The sequence below is a fragment of the Methylobacter svalbardensis genome (genome assembly GCF_037671525.1).
Classification (GTDB): Bacteria; Pseudomonadota; Gammaproteobacteria; order Methylococcales; family Methylomonadaceae; genus Methylobacter_A; species Methylobacter_A svalbardensis.
In genome coordinates this window covers 1-20,864 of record NZ_JAWPOH010000056.1, presented here as the reverse complement: position 1 = coordinate 20,864, position 20,864 = coordinate 1, and the positions used below count along the sequence as shown (strand labels likewise).

Below are 20,864 nucleotides of genomic sequence, written 5' to 3'. Positions count from 1 at the left end.
AGCCAACCAGCATGTACGGAAAACTCCATAGGAAATATTTCCGCATAGTGTAAATGGGCGGATTAAATCCGACAATAGTTTTCGTACATTATTTGAGGGGGAGACAAGGGCAGATCAGATATTTTTTGGCGGTCTATCGGCTTAACGGAAGACCATGCGGAAAACACTTGCTTTCCGTCACATCAAATATCGGTTCTGACGGCCTCCCCCGGTTTTGCATGCTCTCTTCCATATAGCTGCTTCATGAGAAATTCTTCGGCTTGTGCCGGCGGTAAAGGTTTGCTCAGGAAATAACCCTGCGCTTCGTTACAGTACTTATTTGACAGAAAGGCCAGTTGGCCAGAGGTCTCAACACCTTCCGCGATGACTTTCATATTCATGCCTTTGGCCATGGCGATGACCGCGACTACAATCGCCGCGTTCTCCGAATTCTGTTCCAGGTTGCTAACAAAAGCCTGGTCGATCTTCAAGCGATCGATGGGGAAATTTTTGAGCCGACTCAAGCTGGAGTAGCCTGTCCCAAAGTCGTCTATCGCCAGCAGAACGCCGACTTGCTTGAGGGATCGCAGGACAGCCAGAACGATTTCCTCATCGTTGATCAAGACACTTTCGGTTAACTCCAATTCCAACATGTTAGGTTCCAGTCCGGTTTCGGCCAGTATCGTCGCTACCAGCGATGAGAAGCCTTTGTGCATGAATTGGATTGCCGAGACGTTGACGGCCATATGACTTATCGGAATACCCTGATCTAGCCAGTTTTTTGCTTGGCGACAGGCCTCACGCAGCACCCATTCACCAATGCTTATGATCAGGCCGGTTTCCTCTGCCAACGGGATAAATTCAACTGGTGAAAGCCACCCAAGCTCTTGGCAGTCCCACCGTATCAAGGCCTCCAGGCTGCTAAATTGCCCTGTTACGATATCGAGTTGCGGTTGGTAATGCAGTTGCAGTTCGTCGTGTTCGATGGCCTTACGAAGGTGATTTTCCAGATTGAGCCGGCGTAATGCCGTTTCGGACATCTTCGTCGTGAAATACCGATACCCGTTGCCGCCTCCGCGCTTGGCGTAATACATGGCCAAATCGGCATTGTTCAGCAACTCCTCCGCAGTCTCGCCGTCATCCGGGTATATGCCGATGCCAATGCTGGTGCTCGTATAGAGCTCGTGATCGCCAATGACAAGCGGTTGGGCCAGGTTGACACGGATGCGTTCGGCAACGGTTGCGGCGTCCTCGTTACGCTCGATCGCCGATAAGAGGATGGTGAACTCATCACCGCCTAATCGTGCCAGCGAGATGTCGTCCTGGGCTGTACTTGTTTGGATCAACACATCACTGCCCCGTATACTCTTGAGCAAACGATCGGCGGTCACCTGGAGTACTATATCGCCCAGATAGTGCCCCAAGGTATCGTTGATGCGCTTGAAGCCATCGAGGTCCAAAAACAGCACGCCCAGTTTCAATTTTTGCCGTTGCGCCAAGGCGATCATGTGCTGCAGGTGTTCCAGGAAAAAATGCCGGTTGGGTAGTTCGGTCAGGCTGTCGAAGTAAGCCATGCGGTGCAAACGCTGCTCACTTTCTACCAGGCGCAGGGTGGTGAGGCTGGCCCTGAGCATATAGCGGACCCGGTGACCCAACAGCGGGATATTGATCGGCTTGGTGATGAAGTCGGTTGCGCCGGCCTCAAAAGCATGGTTAATCGACTCCATATCTTCCAGCCCGGTCATCATCAGTATAGGTATGTGCTGTCCACCCGGCAGCTTTCTAAACTCCGCGCAGGTCTCGAAACCATCCATGCCGTCTGGCATCATGACGTCCAGCAAGACCGCATCCCCCCCCATTTCGCTGAATAATCGCAAGCCTTCTTCGCCGCTCGCCGCCTCGTTGGTTGTAAAGCCGACCGCCTGTAGCGCCATGGCTACCACCAATCGAATTAGCGAGTCGTCGTCGATGATGATAATGTGGGATTGGTCTTGCATGTCTATTCCTAATTAATGGGTAAGGATTGCCCAAGATACGTGTTCAACGCAGCAAGAGTATTGGCGTATTCCTGTTTGATACGCGAAAGGGCTTTACCCGAAACATCATAGCGATGATTCCGCGCCTCATTTTCCACTTCACGGCATAGTTCGGCTAACCCATGGGCACCCACCTGATTGCTGCTGGATTTTAGCGTGTGGGACGCCGAGCGGATGGCATCGAGTTCGCCCGTGGACCAGGCTTGTTCCAAGGATTGAAGTAGTGTACTGGCATTGCTCAGATAGAGTGTGATTATGCGATGCAATAATTCATTACCGCCATTGGGATCCAGTGTGCAGATTGCTTTCAGCGCGGCTTCATTGATAACAGCTTCTGCTGTTATGACCGGTTCTGCCACGTCGGCGCTCACCGTCGTGGCAGTTTTCACCCACAATTTGACCAGGCGGCGGAGGGATTCGGCCTTGAATGGCTTGGCCAGATAATCGTCCATGCCGGCAATCAGGCATTTCTCGCGGTCGCCTTCAATCGCGTTAGCCGTCAAGGCGATGATGGGAAAATGGGGTAAGTGACCTGCGTTTTGGTGCCGCCTGATTTCCGCAGTCGCTGCGTAGCCGTCCATTTCCGGCATCATGCAATCCATCAACACCAGGTCATAGGGTTTGGTCTCGACGGCCTGGAGCGCTTCCCGACCGTTATGGGCGATTTCTACCGAGCAGCCGATGCCTTGCAGCATAGCCAGGGCAACTTCCTGATTGACCGGGTTGTCCTCGACCAGCAGGATGCGTGCGGCGAGCGATGTCGATGCAGTGCGAGGAGCGTCCGCCTCATCGGCTGCGGGTAAGCTTGAATCAGGCACCAGGGCGCTTAGCAGACATCGATAAAGATAGACCTTGCGTATCGGTTTGACGAGGTAAGCCGCAAATCCGGTTTTTTTTGCTTCGGCGGCCTCGCCTTTGTATAGCGTGGAAGTCAGCATAACCAGTGGTATGTGCACCAATTCCGGGTCGGCCTTGATGCGTTGACCCAATTCAAGCCCATTCATACCGGCCATCTTCATATCGATGATCACCAGGTCGTAAGGAAGCTGGATGTCGGCCGGTTTTCTGAGCAAGTCTAGGGCCGATAAGGCGCTCGACACTGCGTCCACGGACATGCCCCAGGACCGCGCGTAGTTTTGCAGAATATCACGGTTGGTCTCGTTGTCCTCGACGATCAGCAGCTTCAGGCCTGCCAAACCTGAAGACTCGACCGGTTGGTTCAGTTCCAAACTGGTTGCCGCCAAGAGTGGCAGGGTGAACCAGAAGGTGGCTCCCTGACCGACACGGGTATCCACGCCGATCTCTCCCGCCATCAATTCGACCAATTGCTTGGAAATAGCCAACCCCAGACCGGTGCCGCCATATTTGCGGGTGGTAGAATCGTCGGCTTGAGAGAAAGCCTGGAATAGACTCGGCAGCACGTCTTCGCTGATGCCAATGCCGGTGTCGCGCACGGCAAAGCGGACCCTGAGCGAGGTGGCATTGGCTACCTGCGGGGAAGCTCCCGGATTGTCGTCCAGGCTGACATCGACCACGATTTCGCCATGCCCGGTGAATTTGATGGCATTACTCACCAGATTGCTGAGGACTTGCCGTATTCGCATGGGATCACCTTTGACGCTCTCGGGAACCTCGGACGCGATGCGGTAGCTCAGCTCCAGATCCTTGCTATGAGCCCGTTCGGTAAATAGCTCGATGACATCCTCAACAGTTTTATGCAGGCTGAAATCCATACTCTCCAGCTCGAAGCGTCCTGCCTCGATTTTGGAAAAGTCGAGGATGTCATTAATGATCGATAGCAGAGACTCACCGGATTTATGCACCGTTTCCGCGAAACGCCGTTGTTTTTCCGTTAAGCTGGTGCCCATCAGCAGCTCGGCCATACCCAACACGCCATTCATCGGGGTGCGGATTTCGTGGCTCATGTTTGCGAGAAATTGGGACTTGGCTTTACTGGCCGCTTCAGCCTGTTCTTTTGCCGTGATCGCATCCTCGATCGCTATTTCAAGGCTTTTATTTTTTTCGGATAATTCCTGGGTGCGAGCAATCACCTGTTGCCGCAGATGCGTCCTATGCTGCTCCAATTGCTCGTCACGTTGCTGAATCTCGGTCAGCATGGAATTGTAAACGGTGGCCATTTCGCCAAATTCATCCGCGCCGATTTGGCTGATTCTGCGGGTAAAATTTTTCTCATGGGTTACAGTCCGCATGGCCTGCATCAGTTCTAACAATGGCGCCAGAAAAACCTGCTGTAATTTGGTGGAGACAAAGAAAATGGATAGGAAGGTCAAAGCAACAATTAGAGTTATGATTAAATAAAACCGATTGAGTAACGCTTGCCGTTCGCTTTGGTCGTCGGCCAAATGCAAAATACCTTGCAGTTCACCATCCAGCAGAATGGGCCTGAAAAAATGTAGAACATTGTTTTCATCATAAGTAATGACTTGTCTATAAAGCGGTAACTGCGCATTTTCAGCGCCAGGTTTGAATAATCGGCTATACCAGGCGGCTAATTGTGACCGCAGGGATTGAGTCAGATTCTGCGCTTGCGTGCTGTTTTGCGGGACAGTGATCAGCGTTTTGATGTTTTCGCTGGTCCAGCGCATTGTCGGCTCTTTGGGAGATTGGTAAGCCGCAAAAAAATTGCCGGCTTTGTCATACAATTGGGCAGAGAGCAAGCTGGGTTGGCTAACCATACCATTCAGCATTTCCTGAGCGGTTTGGACATCATTAAAAGTCAATGAGGCGGAAGCGTTCCAGGTAATAATATCCGTGATTAACGCCAGCTGTTTTTCAGTATCATTCTTTTTGGTGATATATTCGTTAATGACCACCGCAGCCGTGACCAACAGCAAAGCCATCATTGCGGTTAGCGTCATGATGGAGATTAATTTAATCCGTATCGGTGCATTATTAAACCATCTCATACTGTCAGAACTTAGTTACCGATAATTTTTGCCAGTTTTAATAATCTGGCGCTGATATTTAAATTTGCTTCATGTACCGCAGATAAGTTTACATGGAGTACCATTTTTCCATCGACATTTTCCAGACCAACCATGCCACCTTGTGCGGCAAACTCATAGCCTTCACCAATGGTTAGCAAGGGATATTTTTTTATTTCGACAAATACTTGTAGTAATAGATTTTGTTTTAACTCACTAATATAAAGGACATGGCACTGTTCAAAATTACTCAAGCGCGAAAGATTAATGATGTAAAGCGTTTGATTACCTACTATTTTATGGTTAATACTGGCAAACGATTGTTGTACCACATTATCACCCACCACACAGAAATTAATCGTATCCTGCACAGCCGCCTTAGGCGACCAAGTGGTAAAGCGGGTAATATTCAATGCTAACGCCGCTAATACTGTTTGCTCTTCCATTGGTTGGACAAAAGGGGCATTAAACAATAAACACAGACCTAATAGGGATAATAGGAATTTTCTGATTCGTGGCTTCATAAATCAGAAACTCCAGCTTATTTTTCCATACATTCCTCGGTCGATTACAGTGGGTAGCGTTTGAACTTCGTTGACATACTCTAAATGTTTTTGTGCAGCTAAATTTTGAGCCACCAGCGATAATTCAATGCCTTTATAAGGACGATACGCGGCGCGTAAATCAAGCGAAACATAGGCTTTTATACGCTGGACACCGAGTGAACCCACTACGGTATTATTGTCTACATAGCGAAACCAAAAATCTAAATCAATGTCCTCTCGCGGTGATAACGCAGCGCGTAATGAGGTGCGTTGTTGCGGGCTGATAGCCGTTGTCCCTGTTCCTAATTCATTAAATTGCGTGTGTAGCCAACTGTAATTAGCATCCCAACGCCACCAATCCAGCATTTGCCAAACCGTAGCGATTTCGATACCGTAGGTTTTGCCTCGTACATCATTGGTGAAATCTAATACTTGGGTGACAAACGCACCATTGAAAGAAGGTGTGCGAATGTCTGGGTAACGTAAATCACGGTAATCGTTATAAAATCCTGTTACATCCAGAGAAACGGTTTTAGAAAAAGTCGTTCTGTAGCCTGCTTCATAAGCAATCACTTCTTCTGAGCGAAAATTGGTATTGCCTTGTATCATGACAGCCACAGGTGGCGTGCCAAAAGGTGGTACAGACAAGGCTTGTGGCGGAATAACCCTAATCAGTCCCAAAGCGTTTTGGTCTCCACGGGAGGGTGTCCGCACTGCTCTGGACACACTCGCCCAGAGTCGGTGTTGGTTGTGTGGTGCCCACATAATTCTGGCTGACGGCTGTCCTTCAAAACCACTGTAGTCATTGTGTTCAAATCGAGAGCCAATCGTCAACCACAGCGTGTTGTCTATTAAGGTCATTTCATCCTGAATAAAAGCACTGAACAATTGGTCATTTACACTGCTCGGCGTTATCTTATAAACAGCCGTCCCATTGGACAATGTATTACCTACGAGTTTGTCATGCCCATAACGGTAGTTTAGACCCCAAATAATCTCATGCCAATCCAATAAGCCAAAGCGGTGCTGAAAATCGACATCTAAGGTGTCACGGCTTTCATACAGCGGAATGTCGCGGCGTGTGTAAGTATCGTAATAAGCCTGTAAGGAATAATCGGATGTCGTTGAAAAAGTGTGCTGTAAACGACCCAGAAAATTACCGCCATACGCGGTATTTTTATCTTTTTCAGCCAGAAAAAAAGGTGGGGTGAGTTGTGGATAAGTGGAAAACTGATGGGTATTCGTTTGGTATATATCACCTTGTACCGTGAGAGCATCCTGTAAATTTAATTGCGAATCTACGCGAAAACCCCCTTGTACTTTATCCCAATTATCGTTTGCTTTATCACCTGTTAAATGGGTATTTTGTCCGCGATTATTGCCTTTAACGTAAGCTCTTGCTGTGGTGTTTTCACCGAATTTTGTGCCATAACGCAATGAGCCAAAGCCTTGTTCTTCCGTACCACCACCGACATTTAACGACACACCCTGCGTTTCGGATGAACGTTTGGTAATGATATTAATCACACCATTGACCGCATTCGCCCCCCATAATGCCGCCCCAGGCCCGCGAATAACTTCGATGCGATCCACGTCTTCCATCATCACATCCTGATTTTCCCAGTACACGCCCGCAAACGAGCGCGTATAAGCATTGCGTCCGTCAATCAATACCAGCAATTTATTGGCAAACCGTCCATTAAAACCACGAGAACTTACTGCCCATTTATTAGCATCAATTTTAGCCACATCTAAACCAGGTGCTAAACGCAACGCATCAGGAATATTGGTTGCTCCAGAACGTTTTATATCGTCATTGCTAATAACAAAGGCGGCGGCGGGCGCGTCATTTAGGGATTGAGCTTTTTTAGCAACAGAGGTGACTTCGACATTTAGCAAGTCTTCGACACTGAGATTAAGTGCTTCATTTTGTTCATCGGCATCAACCAACGGACTAAAACATAAAGCAGTTATTGATAGGTAAAGCAAAAGTTTATTATTATTATTCATAAAGGTAAGATTATTTATTTGGCGGATTCAATTTCACCCGGGGAATTCTATTGTTTTTAACCAAATCCGGTTATTGTCAGCCGGAGCGTCTGATTGTCGCTAATCAAGCTACAAAAACCATTATTGCGTTCATTAGGGTACTGTGCATATTCGTCCGTAAATTATATGCTAACATATAAACTAATTACATCTGAAGTTTCCCAGTTTCTAAAAGCCTTAATCCCACTATTTATGCGGGATGGGTATTTAACGCAGGGTTTGCTGTGTTTATGGCAAACACCACTTTAATGGGTTTTCCTTTATAGGCTACGGGCTCAAAAACTGGGAAACTTCAGTAATTACATTAGAACAGCTTAATTTTCGTCCGGTTTAAGATGTAGTCCCCATAGAGGATGATATTATCCCAGGAAATAGGGCTAAGGAATGAGCATAAAATAACTTAGGCAACTTATTCAATTGTCGCTTCAGGCATGGTGACATAGTTCCATTGCCCCAGATGCTTATCAAATACAATTCGCATTGATTCTTTAAGGGGTTTAAGGCGCAGTGGAACGGAAAGTTGAGTTAGCGGCTAAAGTTAAGCGTATTTACGGCCAAATTGGGTACAACTCAATTTGGCTAACTGTAAATTGGTTAGCCAATAATGCAAATACGATGTAATTTAGCCACTTCATTTTTAACTATCTAACTTGACTATATGTCAGGGTATGGCATTGTCTGCTTTTGACAGTCTCAAGTATGCAGTTTTAAGAGAAAAACTCAGAATGCACATCATTATAGGCACTAACACGGTTATTCGTTCCACTGCACCTTAAACCTCTAGTCTTCAAAGTGGTTCCACAACAAGTTTTGCTGGTCTTAATGCAAATCAACCAATGATGGAGAGCATGCAAAACCGGGGGGAGTAAAGTGGACCCCGATATCCGGACAATAATTTAAGATGGTAGCCTGCGATAAAAAGGAGCAGGTTATGAGTGAAAAAAAGCGTAAGATTTTTACCGGCACGCAAAAAGCCAAGGTTGCTTTGGAAGCGGTCAAAGGGACTAAAACCGTCAATGAGATCGCCCAGGAATTTGGTGTACATCCGACCCAAGTGAATCAATGGAAAAAAGAGTTGCTGGCGAATGCGGGTAGCTTGTTCGAAGGCAAGCGTGGGCCAAAACCGGTTGATGCCCAAAGTGACCCGGACCGACTTTACGCCAAGATAGGACAGTTGAATATGGAATTGGACTGGCTTAAAAAAAAGTCTGGGATCAGCCAGTAGAGGAGCGGCAGGCCTGGATAATACCGGATGAAGTGCTCGCACTATCCACGCAATGCCGACTGCTCGCGGTCACACGCTCGGTTATCTATGCCCAGAGAAAGCGATTACACAAAGACCTTAGCGAGCTTGATCTTTTGTTGTTGCAGCTGCTGGATGAAGAATACACCCGGCACCCGTTTTATGGCTCCCGGCGCATGACGAAATATCTGCACGGCTGTGGGCACGCCGTTAATCGCAAACGGGTTCGGCGCTTGATGCAAACATTGGGCTTGGCAGGCATGGCACCCGGCCCCCATACCAGCAAGCCGCACCCGCAGCACAAAATTTATCCCTACCTGCTCAGAGGTGTCGATATCAACCGGCCCAATCAGGTGTGGAGCACCGACATCACTTATATTAGACTGCCGCGCGGCTTTGTCTATCTGGTCGCGATCATCGACTGGTACAGCCGTAAAGTACTGGCATGGCGGCTGTCGAACACCATGGATGCCAGCTTCTGCGTGGACTGCCTGGAAGCGGCCATCAAAGACTATGGAGCGCCGGAGATCTTTAATACTGATCAAGGCTCGCAGTTTACCAGCGAGAGTTTTACCGGCATGCTGCTCAACAGCGGTATCACCATCAGCATGGATGGACGGGGCCGCGCACTGGACAATATTTTTGTCGAACGGCTATGGCGGACGGTGAAATATGAAGAGATCTATTTGAAGAAGCATGACAACCTGCAGGACTTGTTGATGGGGCTGACGCACTACTTCCTGTTTTACAACGAGGAAAGACGGCATCAATCACTGGGCTATCAAACACCGAGCCAGGTGTACCAGAAAGCCAAAGGCGGTGGTGCGAAGATCGTAGATAAATTTAATAGTGCGAAGGAGACATCAACTCCCCGTGCAGAAGAATTGGGACAGCGCCATTCAGCTGTAATGTGAACAGGCCTCTATCTTAAACTAGCAGGATATTTGTCTGGACTTCGGGGTCCACTTTAGAGGCAGCTAAGCGACCTTTTTGAGTTTTTCATCATTCGCCCAGGATCGACCCAATACTCTTCACGGCATTACCGAAGCCGATGAAACGTATTTGCTTGAATCGAATAAAGGCAAGCGGAACCTTGACCGCAAAGCTCGCAAACGGGGCGGCAAAGCCACTAAACGAGGAATCTCTGACGAACAGATCTGTGTGCTGGTTGCTCGCGATCGTTCCGGACAAACACTGGATTTCGTTACCGGCAATGAACCGCTAACCAAGCCCCGTCTTACCCGCCACTCTAAAGCCAGCATTGGATGCAGATGTCCTTTTAGTCAGTGATGCCAATCCCACCTACACGGCGTTCTGTCATGCAGAAGGCATCAGTCATGAAGTCGTCAATCTCAGCCAAGGCCAACGGGTCAATGGGGCTTACCATGTACAAAATGTCAACGCTTATCACAGCCGATTTAAACTGTGGCTGGAGCATTTTCACGGTGTAGCTACCAAATACTTGCCAAACTACCTGGGCTGGCGACGGGCTTTTGAACAACACGGCCAGCTCACGCCGGAAACCCTACTCAATGCTGCTCTGGGGAATTTTCAATATTTAACGGTGACATAGCCTTGTTCAATGATCACGACCAATCCGCAGACGAACTATTAAAACAAGCGGATATTGCCATGTATCATGCCAAGGACGCAGGGCGTAATACAATGCGTTTCTTTGACCAACAAATGCAGATTAGTATTGATACTCGCATGGCAATGGAAGCAGATTTACGATTAGCTGTCACAGAAAACCAATTTGAGCTTTATTATCAGCCACAGGTTAATCACAATAGCCAAATTATAGGGGCGGAGGTATTGATCCGCTGGCAACATCCACAGAATGAATTTACATCTCCTGCGGACTTCATTCCACTGGCAGAGGCAACAGGCTTGATATTGCCCATAGGCTTATGGGTGTTGGAGACTGCTTGCATCCAAATCAAAAGTTGGGAAAGTGATTTTCATGCACAGCATTTAGTGCTTGCCGTCAATGTTAGTGCGTGTCAGTTCCATCAAGTCGACTTTGTCGAGCAAGTGCACCTGGTTATACGCCATAGCGACATCAACCCTGAAAGGCTCAAACTGGAACTCACCGAAAGTCTGGTGCTTAACGACATCAATGATACTATTCTCAAAATGAATGCACTTCGTGAACTTGGCGTAAGCTTTTCAATGGATGATTTTGGCACTGGCTACTCATCACTGGCTTATTTAACACAGCTACCAGATTGATCAGTCTTTCGTGCGCAATATTGGTATAAAACCGACTGATGCTGTGATTGCACAGACCATCATTGGCATGGGCAACAGTCTTGGTATGAGAGTCATTGCAGAAGGGGTCGAAACAGAATCGCAACGCGCTTTCTTGGAAAAGCATGGCTGTACGCTTTATCAGGGATATCTGTTTAGTATGCCAGTGCCAATTAAACAGCTTGATGCACTGCTAAGGCAGGGCTAATTATTGCTTTTCGCTTATTCCTTCTTTATCAATGACCGTTATCGGGAAACTTAAATTCATATCCAAATGACTGGAGTGGGTCGTTGGCTGACCGTGCCCCCCCGGCTATTTTGAGCGTGAATTTAACATAACCTCATTCTATCCGAAGTTTTTGTGTAAGCGCCATCTAGCCGAGTGACCCACGCCGACGCAACTTAACCGGCACCTGCGGGTTATCCACATTTTCTGTGGATAACCCTGTCTTTTAGTTGTCATATTACACGCTAACCCTTGGTAAAATTGGGAGTTTTGTTGAATTGAGCAAAAACTGGACAGACCCTTTGTAGCAAAACTTTTAGCATCCAGAAACCATTGCTGAGGCAGTTGATCAACTAATGAGAGCACCTAGACCATTATAAATGTAAAAATTTGGCTGCTAAGCTTAATAAACTATGCGCGCTAAATTAGCCTGTGAACGCTAGCGCACGAACCCGCAAATCGTCCGGTCGGCTTAAAAGCATACGTTCCTGTTCGCTTTTAAACACTCCCTCCAGAATTGCTTAACTAACTGGCCTCCAGAGGACAAACAAGCCATCGCTGACTGCACGAACAGGCATCCATGCCAGCGTCGTCTCGACGTCCATTGCACTGTTCAGGCAGGCTCTACCCAGAAGGTGCTATCTAATAGACTGCTTGGTCTGATAATGGCTATTCAAGCCATCGGCCGATACTTTTTAAATAACGTCTAAGAATTAGATTCAAAAATAGACGCAAATCAATTAATCTATTTGTTTTAACTCAGGAGCATCGTTACATGAATAAATCAGAACTGATCACTGCCATCGCTGAACACGCCAATTTAAGCAAAGCAGACGCAGGTCGCGGCTTAGATGGCATCATAAAAGCCATCGAAACCGCTTTAAAGACGGGCGATTCAGTAGCCTTGGTGGGTTTTGGCAGTTTTGAAGTCAAACAACGTGCAGAGCGTACTGGCCGTAACCCGCAAACGGGTCAAGAAATTACTATTGCGGCGGCAAAGGTTCCATCTTTTAAAGCAGGGAAAAGCTTAAAAGACGCTGTTAACGCCTAATACATGGAGTTGATAGGCGTGTTGACGTCGATACGTCATAATTTTAGCCGCTAAAATTTGAAGGCTGTTTTTCACGGTTTCCCGTTGATGCTGAGTTTTCGTGGGACATACCCTGAAGTATTCGACGAAGCTGTTTTGACGGGTTGCTGTATCGGAGTGGCCACTGGTTCCGTTGCCACTGTTACCGCCGGTTTTAAGTCCGGAGTACCGGACTTAGTCACGTCATAAGTCACAAATCGTGCGTCCAACCAATCCGCCCACTTGACGGCCTTTGCCATCAAGTCCGCCCGATAAACTATGTTATAGCGATATGTCCGTGAGTGGTAGTTGGCTGCCCGCGTCCATAAGTCTCCCTTGTCGTTACGTATATGCTTCCGAAGTCGCCAAGCTGCTAGATCGAACGAGTAACAGCCGGAGGCCGCTACATCATTCGCTGTAATTCCGTACCTGGCTAGATCCCCCAAATACGCGGTATTGAACTGCATCGACCCTACGTCATGCGTACCGTTGCTGTTTCGCACCCACTGCCCCGGCTTGCCTGCTTCCTTTTCTGCGACCGCAAGGACGATATTTGCGGGAATTTGATATTTCACCGCCGCCGAGATAGAGCAGACAATTCGCTCTTGTATTTGGGGGGGAATTTCTGGTGTTGTCATCAAAGGCACGTTTATATTCCTTTTGATTAAGCGGTTGGGGAACTACGGTCACGAAATGCCGCAACTTCTGATTCAGGATCTGGCTCGCTTGTCCCAGCCGAAAGGCTGTTATCATTGAAAGTTGAAGATGTGTTTGTTTCAGCTCCTTGACCGCTAGCCCTGATAGCGGCAGCGATTTTTCCACCCGTTGTTTCGCCGATTCGTTCAGTTAACTTGGCTCTTGAAACATCCATAGCCCCTTGTGCCAGGTTTGCGATTGTACTGGTGCTACCCTTGCCAGCCTTCGCCGCTGTCGCACCGTCTTGCGCATTTCCCATGGTGTCAGAACCGGCGCTAGCGCCGCTATTGCTTCCGGTCGAACCGCTTTCAGTACCACCGGATGTACTGGTTGAATCACTGACTCCACCGCCATCATTGCTGCCGTTCATTGTGCTGCCCGAGCCGCTGAAGCTGGACATTGCCCCATTACTGTCACCGCCCATAGCCGATGCAAGAGCACTGACTCCACCGCTATCATTGCCGCCATTCATTGTGCTGCCCGAGCCGCCGAAGCTGGGCATTGCCCCACCACTGTCACCGCCCATGTTGGCTTGCGCTTTCTCATAGGCCGCCTTGATGGCAGATACGCCACCTGCCATTGAGGTCATGCCGCTCATGGCCGCAGCGCCTGCCATGCCTGCGGCTATTGTTGCCATGCCGGCCGCTCCCATCGCCGCACCCGTGCCAAATCCATTGCCTATAGCTCCAGTACCCCCGCCCATTGGAATCTGGCCGATTAGCGGCGGGACTTTGTTGACCAGGGCAAGAAGCACGACAGATACAATTAACATTACCCCCAACTCTTTCATGTCAGCATAGGAGGTGTCCATGTTTGTGTAGTATTGATCAAGGAATGATTTTCCGATACCGACTAGCAATACCATGGTGAAAAGTTGAGCCGCAACACTTAGAACCGTCTTAAAATAGCTGATCGCCATATCAGAAGTCCAACGAGAACCGCCGAAGCCAAGGAAGAATATACCCGCATAGGCCAGTATCCAGCCACTTATCAACAAAACCAGCATATTTACTGCAACCAAGGCCAACACAACAAGAATAATGAGACTGATGATTATTCCTACCGTACTATCAACTGGCGTCCATCCGGATGAGTTATCGTACACTTTTCCAAAGATGTCGAAGCCAATATCGACAATCCCTGATGGCGTGATCGCTCCATCTGTTCCTGATGCACTACTTCCAATTTGACGAAGAGAATCGATGATAGAGGTGGCGAATCTTGGGCCATTGGTTAGCAACCACCAAAAGAAGCCGGTAAAGACTGTAAAGCGGAAAAATTCCGCGAAAAATTCGGCTATGTCGGCTTTACGCAATGCCAACATGCCGAATGTCCATACCATGCTAATAAGGGCTAACGTCCAGAACAACCACGAAGCATGCGCCGTGATAACTGTACCCCAAGCGCTTGCCGCCGTTGAATAACGCCTGAGAGCATCATCCAAAATGCCTTGGTTACTGATAGCAGCGTAAGAGTTGGTTGAAAAGGCCCATAGCCATAATAGACATGAACATTTCACGACTCTAAGTAAAATGGGATTTTTCATGTTTATCTACCTTATTCCCCAATTTACCACAGGGCTTTTACCGTAAGCCGTATGTCCTTTTTTTGCTGGTTTATCCAAGTCATTTGCATCTGACGTGTTTGGTATAGGCTGAGGACATTCTTTGATAAGTTTTTCCCTTTGTACGGGGTCTGTTATCGTATCCAGATCGGCGCACACTATATCGTCTGAGCACCCGTTAATAATTCCAGCTATTGGCACCAGCAGCGCCAGTAATAAATATTTAATTTTTTTCATGTTTATCTACCTTATTCCCCAATTTACCACAGGGCTTTTTTGATATTTACTTCTGCGAAGCTGCTCACTGGCGGCGGCGTATTGAGCTTCCCTGTCCGCATCCACCTGCATTTTGGTTGCCATTGCATTTTGCTGTGCAATCATCAAACTACGGATTTGCAGAAGCTGATTTGCCTGGTTGCTGGAAAGCTGGTTAGCCGCTTGTATCGCCTTCATTTGACCGTCTGCACTGCTTGCTTGTGATTGCAGAAGTTCAAGCTGAGCAGCGTCACTTTGCAAATTATTCTGTTGCTGATCGAGGCCATTAAACATGGCGTCATTGGCTTTTTTTTGTGCCTGAGAACCTAGCAATTGTGTCTGTTGTATTGCGGCTCGTTCAGCAGGCGAGCAACTTCCATTTGAGAAGCAAGGGGAACCTTTGTAGTAGTTCACGTCCTGAAACTTCGACAAATAGCCGTCAATGCTGCCGGCCTGCTGTTTGTAGTAGCTCAATGTGTCGGTAGCGGCTCTTAATTTATTCATGGTTCCGTTGGCTTGATCCCAAATATAAGCAGCAGGCGCAACCGTATTTTTCAACTGGTTTTCATATTGCTGTAATTGCGTCCCGTATTGCTCAACCTGTTTAAGTGTCTGCGCCACATTCTCCATAGATGACACAAGAGTATTTGCGTTGTTTGTGGGGTCGAAAACAACATCGCCGACGCCAAAAACGGCAAGGGTCGGTGTCGATACTCCAAGGCTGACAACAAGAGCGAATAGTATGGCTGGATGAGTTGTCTGTTTTTTCATTATTTTTACTCCTGGTGTTAATAGTCAAAGGATTGATAGGGTTTCGAAAACGTCATGTCCTTTGTGACTATGACGTTGAATCGGTAGCCTGGTCTAATTTCCAGGGTCGGAGCCACATTTAGGTTTTTGGCAATCATTTGTGCCGTCACTTGTCCCAATTGCAGACCGAGCGCTTGACTCATTGCATTGCTAGCGCTGGGTTGTTGAAAGCCAGTAGTTGACTGGTCTTGTTGTTGGTTATAGGTGATACCCGCAGTAACAGCTGACATGAGTAATGCTGATCCATAGAGACGCAGATAATGGTTATTTACCTGGTCAGAGAACCCGGCATATCCGGCACTATCTGCGCCCGGCATTGCACCAATATCCATCGCTTTACCATCGGGAAAAACGATGCGCTGCCACGCGACGAGTACGCGAGCTTGCCCGTAGGAAACGTCACTCGAATAAGCCCCTACAAGGCGCGATCCTTGCGGTAGCAGAAGGTATTTTCCAGTCGCCGTATCGTAAACATTTTGTGCTATTTGGGCCATAATTTGGCCCGGCAATTCCGAGTTGATGCCGGAAATTAGTGTTGCTGGCACAACAAACCCGGCACGTAGTTCATAGGGCGTGCGCGGTGCTTCCGGTTTGGCGTCAAGTTTCCAGCGGTCGCCTTGTCCTGAATCAGAAAACCGTTCTATATCGTTGCGATTGCTGGAATCTGCCGTTTGAAGTAGCTTTGGGTCTGTCGATCCGTCAGCCTCTCCACCCAGTCCAGACGCTTGAAGCTGTTGCAAGCGTGCCCGATAGGTCGCCGTTGGATCATCACCGGTGACTGGTATGCTCCTGTTGCTTGTATTGCCCTGTGTTGATCCAGAACTGCGCGGAGCAATTACCTGAACCCCTGTTTTGGCTTTAATGGCCTCCTCAAACTGTTGCAGCTTCGCCATGCGAATCCGTTCCAGCTCGTCATTGCTACGCGAATTCGAGCTGGAAGGCGGCGTCGGCGGTCTATCCAGGTTTTCCGGACGAGCGATGGGAACTTGAGATAACTCGGGAACGACCAGCTGTGCGGCAGGGACGATGCCATCCTTATGGCTACCGGCGATTTCGTTGGCAAACATGCTGGTGTTGCCTATCTTCTCCTCCTTGGCGCTAACCTGACGATTCTGTTTCTCAGCGCGATCTGCGGCAACCAATACCATCACGATAAGAAATACAGTCAACAAGCCGCCGACGATGTACATCGGCAAATTGTTGACCCGGCGAACGCCCGTGTTCAGAATCGCTTCGCCAGGCGAGGCGTCTGGCGACATTTGTGCTTCGGTGTTAATGCTCATTTGTAGTTACTCCTTGCGCGACCATAAGCCAGCCGGATGAACCGTGCTGTCTTGCACCCGATAGGCGCGGGTCATGGATTGGTCGCCAACTAGCAGTGTCAGGCGGTACAGGTTCAAGCTGTTGACTTGATCCAGAATGTACCGCAATGCCAAGCCTGTGTAGGAATTCGTTGCCTCATTGCTGCGCTGCACTGGCAATTCTGGTTTGATCTCCATGAGAGCGTATCCTTTGGCTCGCATTAACTCGACAAGTGTAGTGCCAAAATTATCCGGTGTGGTTTGTTGCAAGTTAAACCGGGTGCTGCCTGGAGGGTATAGTATCAGTAGCTGTTTTACGGCATCCTCGGCCATCGTTTTAGTATAGGAAGCAGGTGTTGGCGGGAGAAAATTACCATACGTTGATTGGATTGTTGCGCATCCGGACAATCCGACCAAGAGTAACGCGATCAAAGTAATTTTGCGCATGATCACTTCCCTCTGGTAATGACGACGCGATCTTGGCTACTGCCGACACCGGCAATCAATATTGCTTTATCAAAAATCGTATCAACAATGTAGCGGTCACCCTGGATGCGATAATTGACCAACACCGTTTCATCGTCAGTGAACAGGCCACCGTCTTTACGCACCACCAACAGTGTTGGGGCTTCAGTCTGTGCCATTGCGCCGGGCATTTGAATGATCGTTTTCACACCATCATTGTAGACGCGCACAGGCTTCCAGGCCACTGAGCCGTCTACACTATAAGCGAAGTTTAAGTCGCCAAGGTACTCGCCGGTTTGCGGAATTGTATTTTCTCGCTTTTCTTTCCCTTCGCGGTTTTTGAGGGCATCCCATTTCACCAGTGCGTCTTCAGCGTAAGTGAAGGCTACACGCGGCATGAACTTAGTGCGATGAGAACGCAGTCTAAAGTGATAAGTGCGGCGGTTTGTGGTTACGATTAAACTGGTTTCCAGACCCACATCCATCGGTTTAATGATGAGATGCTGGATTTCGGCTGGGCCGCTACCGGTGATGGCCGGTTCCACCATCCACCGGGCAGTATCGCCCAAATGAATTGAGTTGACCTGTTCGCCCGCTTGCAGCTCGACATCACAAACCTGCAGGACAGCACAAACGATGCTGGGTTCCTGCGCACCGAAAAGGTATCGGATTGATCCATCTGTTCCAGACACGGGTTTAATCCCTGTGGTTATAACCCCAACACTGGAAACGCTTGGAAGTCTGAAACCAGTGACCTCGGTGTAAAAACCACAGAAAGCAGAGCAGTAGAGGTGGTCAAGCCACGACCAAAAACGGCGTTGGTGTAGTACAAACGCCAGACGGGAAGACTTACGTCAAGACCCGCAATAATCAAGGTTGCAAGTAACTATTAACCGACCCAATTAGTCCGATTGATTGTCATTCGTCACTTTTGGGAAACTCAACAAAAATCAAGTAGGAGAAGTCATTTTAAAAACGTTCTTTAACAATAGGGTCGCCGTAGCGATGCTGATGCTCAGCCTTGCGTGTCCCGCTCAAGCGGCATCGGCGGTGAGTGCCGAAGAAGCCTATGAGATAGGCGTTGAAGCTTATCAGTATTTATACCCGTTAATTTCGATGGATGTGACACGGCGAGTCGTTACCAATCAGGAAACGGGAGTGAAACCGGGGCAGGGACCGATGAACGCCTTCCATCATATGCGAGCCTTTCCGCCCGCTAGTTTCCGGGAGGTGGTGCGTCCGAACTTCGATACCCTCTATTCCAGTGCCTGGCTGGATTTCAGCAAGGAACCGATGATCGTAACTGCTCCGGATACCGGCGGGCGTTATTACCTGCTGCCAATGATGGATATGTGGAGCGATGTATTCGCTTCGCCCGGCAAACGCACCTCCGGCACCGGCGCTGCCTCCTTCGCCGTGGTGCCGAAGGACTGGAAAGGGAAACTTCCCAAAGGTGTCAATCGCATCGAGTCCCCCACCGCCTTTGTCTGGATCATCGGCCGAACCCAGACGAATGGACCCAAAGATTATGAAGCCGTTGGCAAGGTGCAAGATGGCTATACCATTACACCGCTTTCCCAATGGGGTAAAAAAGCCAAACCGGTTAAAGCGGTTATCGATCCCAGCGTCAACCTGAAAACGCCGCCCCTTCTGCAAGTGGATACCATGCCTGCCGCGAAGTACTTCAGTTATGGCGCGGATTTGATGAAGCTCAATCCGCCTCACCTCAGCGACTGGTCCCAGGTGGCGCGCCTGAAACGCATCGGCATATTGCCAGGCAGTCACTTTGATTTCGACAAAGCCTCACCCGAAGTCAAGGAAGCACTTGAGCGCGCCGTCGTGGATGGACTCAAGCAAATGAAGGAGAAGATGCCGACGCTGGCGCGGGTCGTCAACGGCTGGCAGATGAATACCGACACCATGGGTGTATACGGTAATTACTACCTCAAACGCGCTATCGTGGCTCAAGTTGGGCTGGGTGCGAATCAGCCCGAAGACGCGATTTATCCATTATGCATTGCTGATGTCGACGGTAAGCCTCTGGAAGGAACCAACAAGTACCTATTGCATTTCAACAAGGAGGAATTGCCGCCGATGGGAGCTTTCTGGTCGGTGACGATGTATGACGCTCAAGGCTTCCAGGTTGCCAACAAGCTTGACCGTTTCGCCATCGGCGATCGCGATGAACTGAAATATAACGCCGACGGCTCGCTGGATATTTACATCCAAAGCGACTCGCCCGGCGAGGACAAGGAAGCCAATTGGTTGCCCTCCCCGGCTCAGGGCCAGTTGGGCGTAACCATGCGCTTATACGCCCCAAAGCCCCAAGCGCTCGATGGACGTTGGAATCCGCCGGCGATCAAGAAGCTACAGTAATCATCAAGCATAAGCTATGTGATAGTGGTCATGAAACAGATTAAAAAACAAGCACCCATCAAGTTTGCCGTACTGTTACCGGTGCTACTGGCCGCTCCTTTGGCTTCGGCAGAGAACCAGTCTGCCGAGAGTACGCAGAACAATACCGCAGAGTTGGCAAAGAAACTGCAAAACCCGATTGCCAGCCTGATTAGTGTGCCTATCCAGAACAACTGGGATTTTGATATTGGGCCAGCCGATGCGATGCGCTTTACCGCCAACGTACAGCCGGTGATCCCGTTTTCGATCGGTGATGATTGGAACCTGATAACCCGCACCATCATGCCCGTTATCCATGCCGAGTCCCCCGTGCCGGGCGGCGAAGCCCTATCAGGCATGGGCGACATCGTGCAGAGTTTCTTTTTGTCGCCCAAGAAGTCAGTGGGCGGCTGGGTTTTGGGCGGCGGACCGGTGTTCCTGTATCCATCCGCCTCCGAAGACCAGCTCGGCGGGAAAAAGTGGGAGCCGGTCCGACGGCGGTGGCGCTGAAACAGGATAGCGGCTGGACCTACGGTATGTTGGCCAATCATCTGTGGTCGTTCGCAGGTAATGATGGCCGGAGCGATGTCAGCGCTACGTTTATGCAACCGTTTCTGGCCTATACCACGAAGACCTATACCACTTTTGGGGTCAACACCGAATCCACCTATAACTGGGAAAGCAATCAATGGATGGCACCGCTCAATCTGACCGTACAGCAGGTGCTGAAGCTCGGTGCGCAACCCGTCGCGTTCACGCTCGGCGGTCGTTATTATGCCGATCGACCGGAAGGCGGAGCGGATTGGGGATTGCGTTTCGTGGTGACCCTGCTGTTTCCGAAATGAGCGAGGTCAGCAAAATGCTTTTAAATGAAACAACCAAGACCGATCCGGAGAATACGCTATAGACTTCCAGAAAATTAATTTCCAAAACAGTAAAAAACTCCTTTGAAGATATACTTATTTCTACTGAAAAAACTTAAAGGAGCACTTAAAATCATAACGCTAAGCTTTTCGAATTCAATTGTACAAAAACTG

At 48.9% G+C, this 20,864-nt stretch carries 18 protein-coding genes and 1 pseudogene; 8 read left to right on the top strand and 11 right to left on the bottom strand.

Annotated features, from left to right (window positions below; all coding sequences use genetic code 11):
• Window positions 1–182: 182 nt before the first annotated feature.
• The 4 genes from RW114_RS16340 to RW114_RS16325 all read right to left on the bottom strand — a co-directional run bounded on the left by RW114_RS16340 (window position 183) and on the right by RW114_RS16325 (window position 7,515).
• The gene (locus tag RW114_RS16340) at window positions 183–1,976 is read right to left on the bottom strand and encodes a putative bifunctional diguanylate cyclase/phosphodiesterase (RefSeq protein ID WP_340123830.1); all 1,794 of its coding nucleotides are present in this window, start codon (window positions 1,974–1,976) and stop codon (window positions 183–185) included.
• 8 nt (window positions 1,977–1,984) lie between these two features.
• Window positions 1,985–4,894: a hybrid sensor histidine kinase/response regulator gene (locus tag RW114_RS16335; RefSeq protein WP_340123829.1), complete on the bottom strand. Its 2,910-nt coding sequence runs from the start codon at window positions 4,892–4,894 to the stop codon at window positions 1,985–1,987.
• A 59-nt stretch (window positions 4,895–4,953) separates the two neighbouring features.
• Window positions 4,954–5,406, bottom strand: coding sequence for a YfiR family protein (locus tag RW114_RS16330; RefSeq protein ID WP_340123828.1), 453 nt, complete (start codon window positions 5,404–5,406; stop codon window positions 4,954–4,956).
• 81 nt (window positions 5,407–5,487) lie between these two features.
• Window positions 5,488–7,515, bottom strand: a complete 2,028-nt coding sequence (locus RW114_RS16325; protein ID WP_340123827.1) for a TonB-dependent receptor plug domain-containing protein — start codon at window positions 7,513–7,515, stop codon at window positions 5,488–5,490.
• Window positions 7,516–8,485: 970 nt separating this feature from the next.
• Here RW114_RS16325 and RW114_RS16320 point away from each other — a divergent pair.
• From RW114_RS16320 to RW114_RS16305, 5 genes and pseudogenes are all read left to right on the top strand, one after another.
• Window positions 8,486–9,711 (top strand): IS3 family transposase gene (locus tag RW114_RS16320; protein WP_340123826.1). Its coding sequence is split into 2 segments (ribosomal slippage): window positions 8,486–8,768 and window positions 8,768–9,711, totalling 1,227 coding nucleotides; the frame shifts between segments, so codons are not numbered across the junction.
• Window positions 9,712–9,820: 109 nt separating this feature from the next.
• Window positions 9,821–10,370, top strand: a pseudogene (locus RW114_RS16315) (IS1595 family transposase); the annotation flags it as partial.
• Between the two features lie 2 nt (window positions 10,371–10,372).
• A complete protein-coding gene (locus tag RW114_RS16310) occupies window positions 10,373–11,029 on the top strand; it encodes a putative bifunctional diguanylate cyclase/phosphodiesterase (protein ID WP_422614830.1) in 657 nt (218 codons plus the stop codon).
• Between the two features lie 10 nt (window positions 11,030–11,039).
• Window positions 11,040–11,255 (top strand): EAL domain-containing protein, encoded by a 216-nt coding sequence (locus tag RW114_RS21025; protein ID WP_422614829.1) that lies wholly within the window; start codon window positions 11,040–11,042, stop codon window positions 11,253–11,255.
• A gap of 757 nt (window positions 11,256–12,012) precedes the next feature.
• Complete coding sequence (locus RW114_RS16305) at window positions 12,013–12,324, top strand: HU family DNA-binding protein (RefSeq protein ID WP_340123831.1); 312 nt, start codon at window positions 12,013–12,015, stop codon at window positions 12,322–12,324.
• Window positions 12,325–12,395: 71 nt separating this feature from the next.
• On the opposite strand, the gene RW114_RS16300 is transcribed toward RW114_RS16305, so the two are convergent.
• The 7 genes from RW114_RS16300 to trbG are packed head-to-tail and all read right to left on the bottom strand — an operon-like array spanning window position 12,396 to window position 18,134.
• Window positions 12,396–12,980, bottom strand: a complete 585-nt coding sequence (locus tag RW114_RS16300) for a transglycosylase SLT domain-containing protein (protein ID WP_340123825.1) — start codon at window positions 12,978–12,980, stop codon at window positions 12,396–12,398.
• A gap of 26 nt (window positions 12,981–13,006) precedes the next feature.
• Window positions 13,007–14,584 (bottom strand): P-type conjugative transfer protein TrbL, encoded by a 1,578-nt coding sequence (trbL, locus tag RW114_RS16295; protein ID WP_340123824.1) that lies wholly within the window; start codon window positions 14,582–14,584, stop codon window positions 13,007–13,009.
• Between the two features lie 6 nt (window positions 14,585–14,590).
• Window positions 14,591–14,839, bottom strand: a complete 249-nt coding sequence (locus RW114_RS16290) for a hypothetical protein (protein ID WP_340123823.1) — start codon at window positions 14,837–14,839, stop codon at window positions 14,591–14,593.
• 6 nt (window positions 14,840–14,845) lie between these two features.
• Window positions 14,846–15,628 (bottom strand): P-type conjugative transfer protein TrbJ, encoded by a 783-nt coding sequence (gene trbJ / locus RW114_RS16285; RefSeq protein WP_340123822.1) that lies wholly within the window; start codon window positions 15,626–15,628, stop codon window positions 14,846–14,848.
• Window positions 15,629–15,645: 17 nt separating this feature from the next.
• Complete coding sequence (locus RW114_RS16280) at window positions 15,646–16,926, bottom strand: TrbI/VirB10 family protein (protein WP_479687036.1); 1,281 nt, start codon at window positions 16,924–16,926, stop codon at window positions 15,646–15,648.
• Window positions 16,927–16,956: 30 nt separating this feature from the next.
• Window positions 16,957–17,415 (bottom strand): lipoprotein, encoded by a 459-nt coding sequence (locus tag RW114_RS16275; RefSeq protein WP_340123820.1) that lies wholly within the window; start codon window positions 17,413–17,415, stop codon window positions 16,957–16,959.
• 2 nt (window positions 17,416–17,417) lie between these two features.
• Window positions 17,418–18,134: a P-type conjugative transfer protein TrbG gene (gene trbG, locus RW114_RS16270; protein ID WP_479687037.1), complete on the bottom strand. Its 717-nt coding sequence runs from the start codon at window positions 18,132–18,134 to the stop codon at window positions 17,418–17,420.
• Between the two features lie 214 nt (window positions 18,135–18,348).
• Between trbG and RW114_RS16265 the strand changes: the two genes are divergently transcribed.
• Genes RW114_RS16265 through RW114_RS16255 form a run of 3 tightly spaced genes read left to right on the top strand, consistent with a single transcriptional unit; the run spans window position 18,349 to window position 20,672 of the window.
• On the top strand, window positions 18,349–19,809 hold the full coding sequence (locus RW114_RS16265; RefSeq protein ID WP_340123819.1) for a DUF1254 domain-containing protein: 1,461 nt from the start codon (window positions 18,349–18,351) through the stop codon (window positions 19,807–19,809).
• Window positions 19,810–19,827: 18 nt separating this feature from the next.
• Window positions 19,828–20,337 (top strand): hypothetical protein, encoded by a 510-nt coding sequence (locus tag RW114_RS16260; protein ID WP_340123818.1) that lies wholly within the window; start codon window positions 19,828–19,830, stop codon window positions 20,335–20,337.
• Window positions 20,328–20,672: a hypothetical protein gene (locus tag RW114_RS16255; protein ID WP_340123817.1), complete on the top strand. Its 345-nt coding sequence runs from the start codon at window positions 20,328–20,330 to the stop codon at window positions 20,670–20,672. The genes RW114_RS16260 and RW114_RS16255 overlap by 10 nt, the downstream gene beginning before the upstream one ends.
• Window positions 20,673–20,864: the final 192 nt, after the last annotated feature.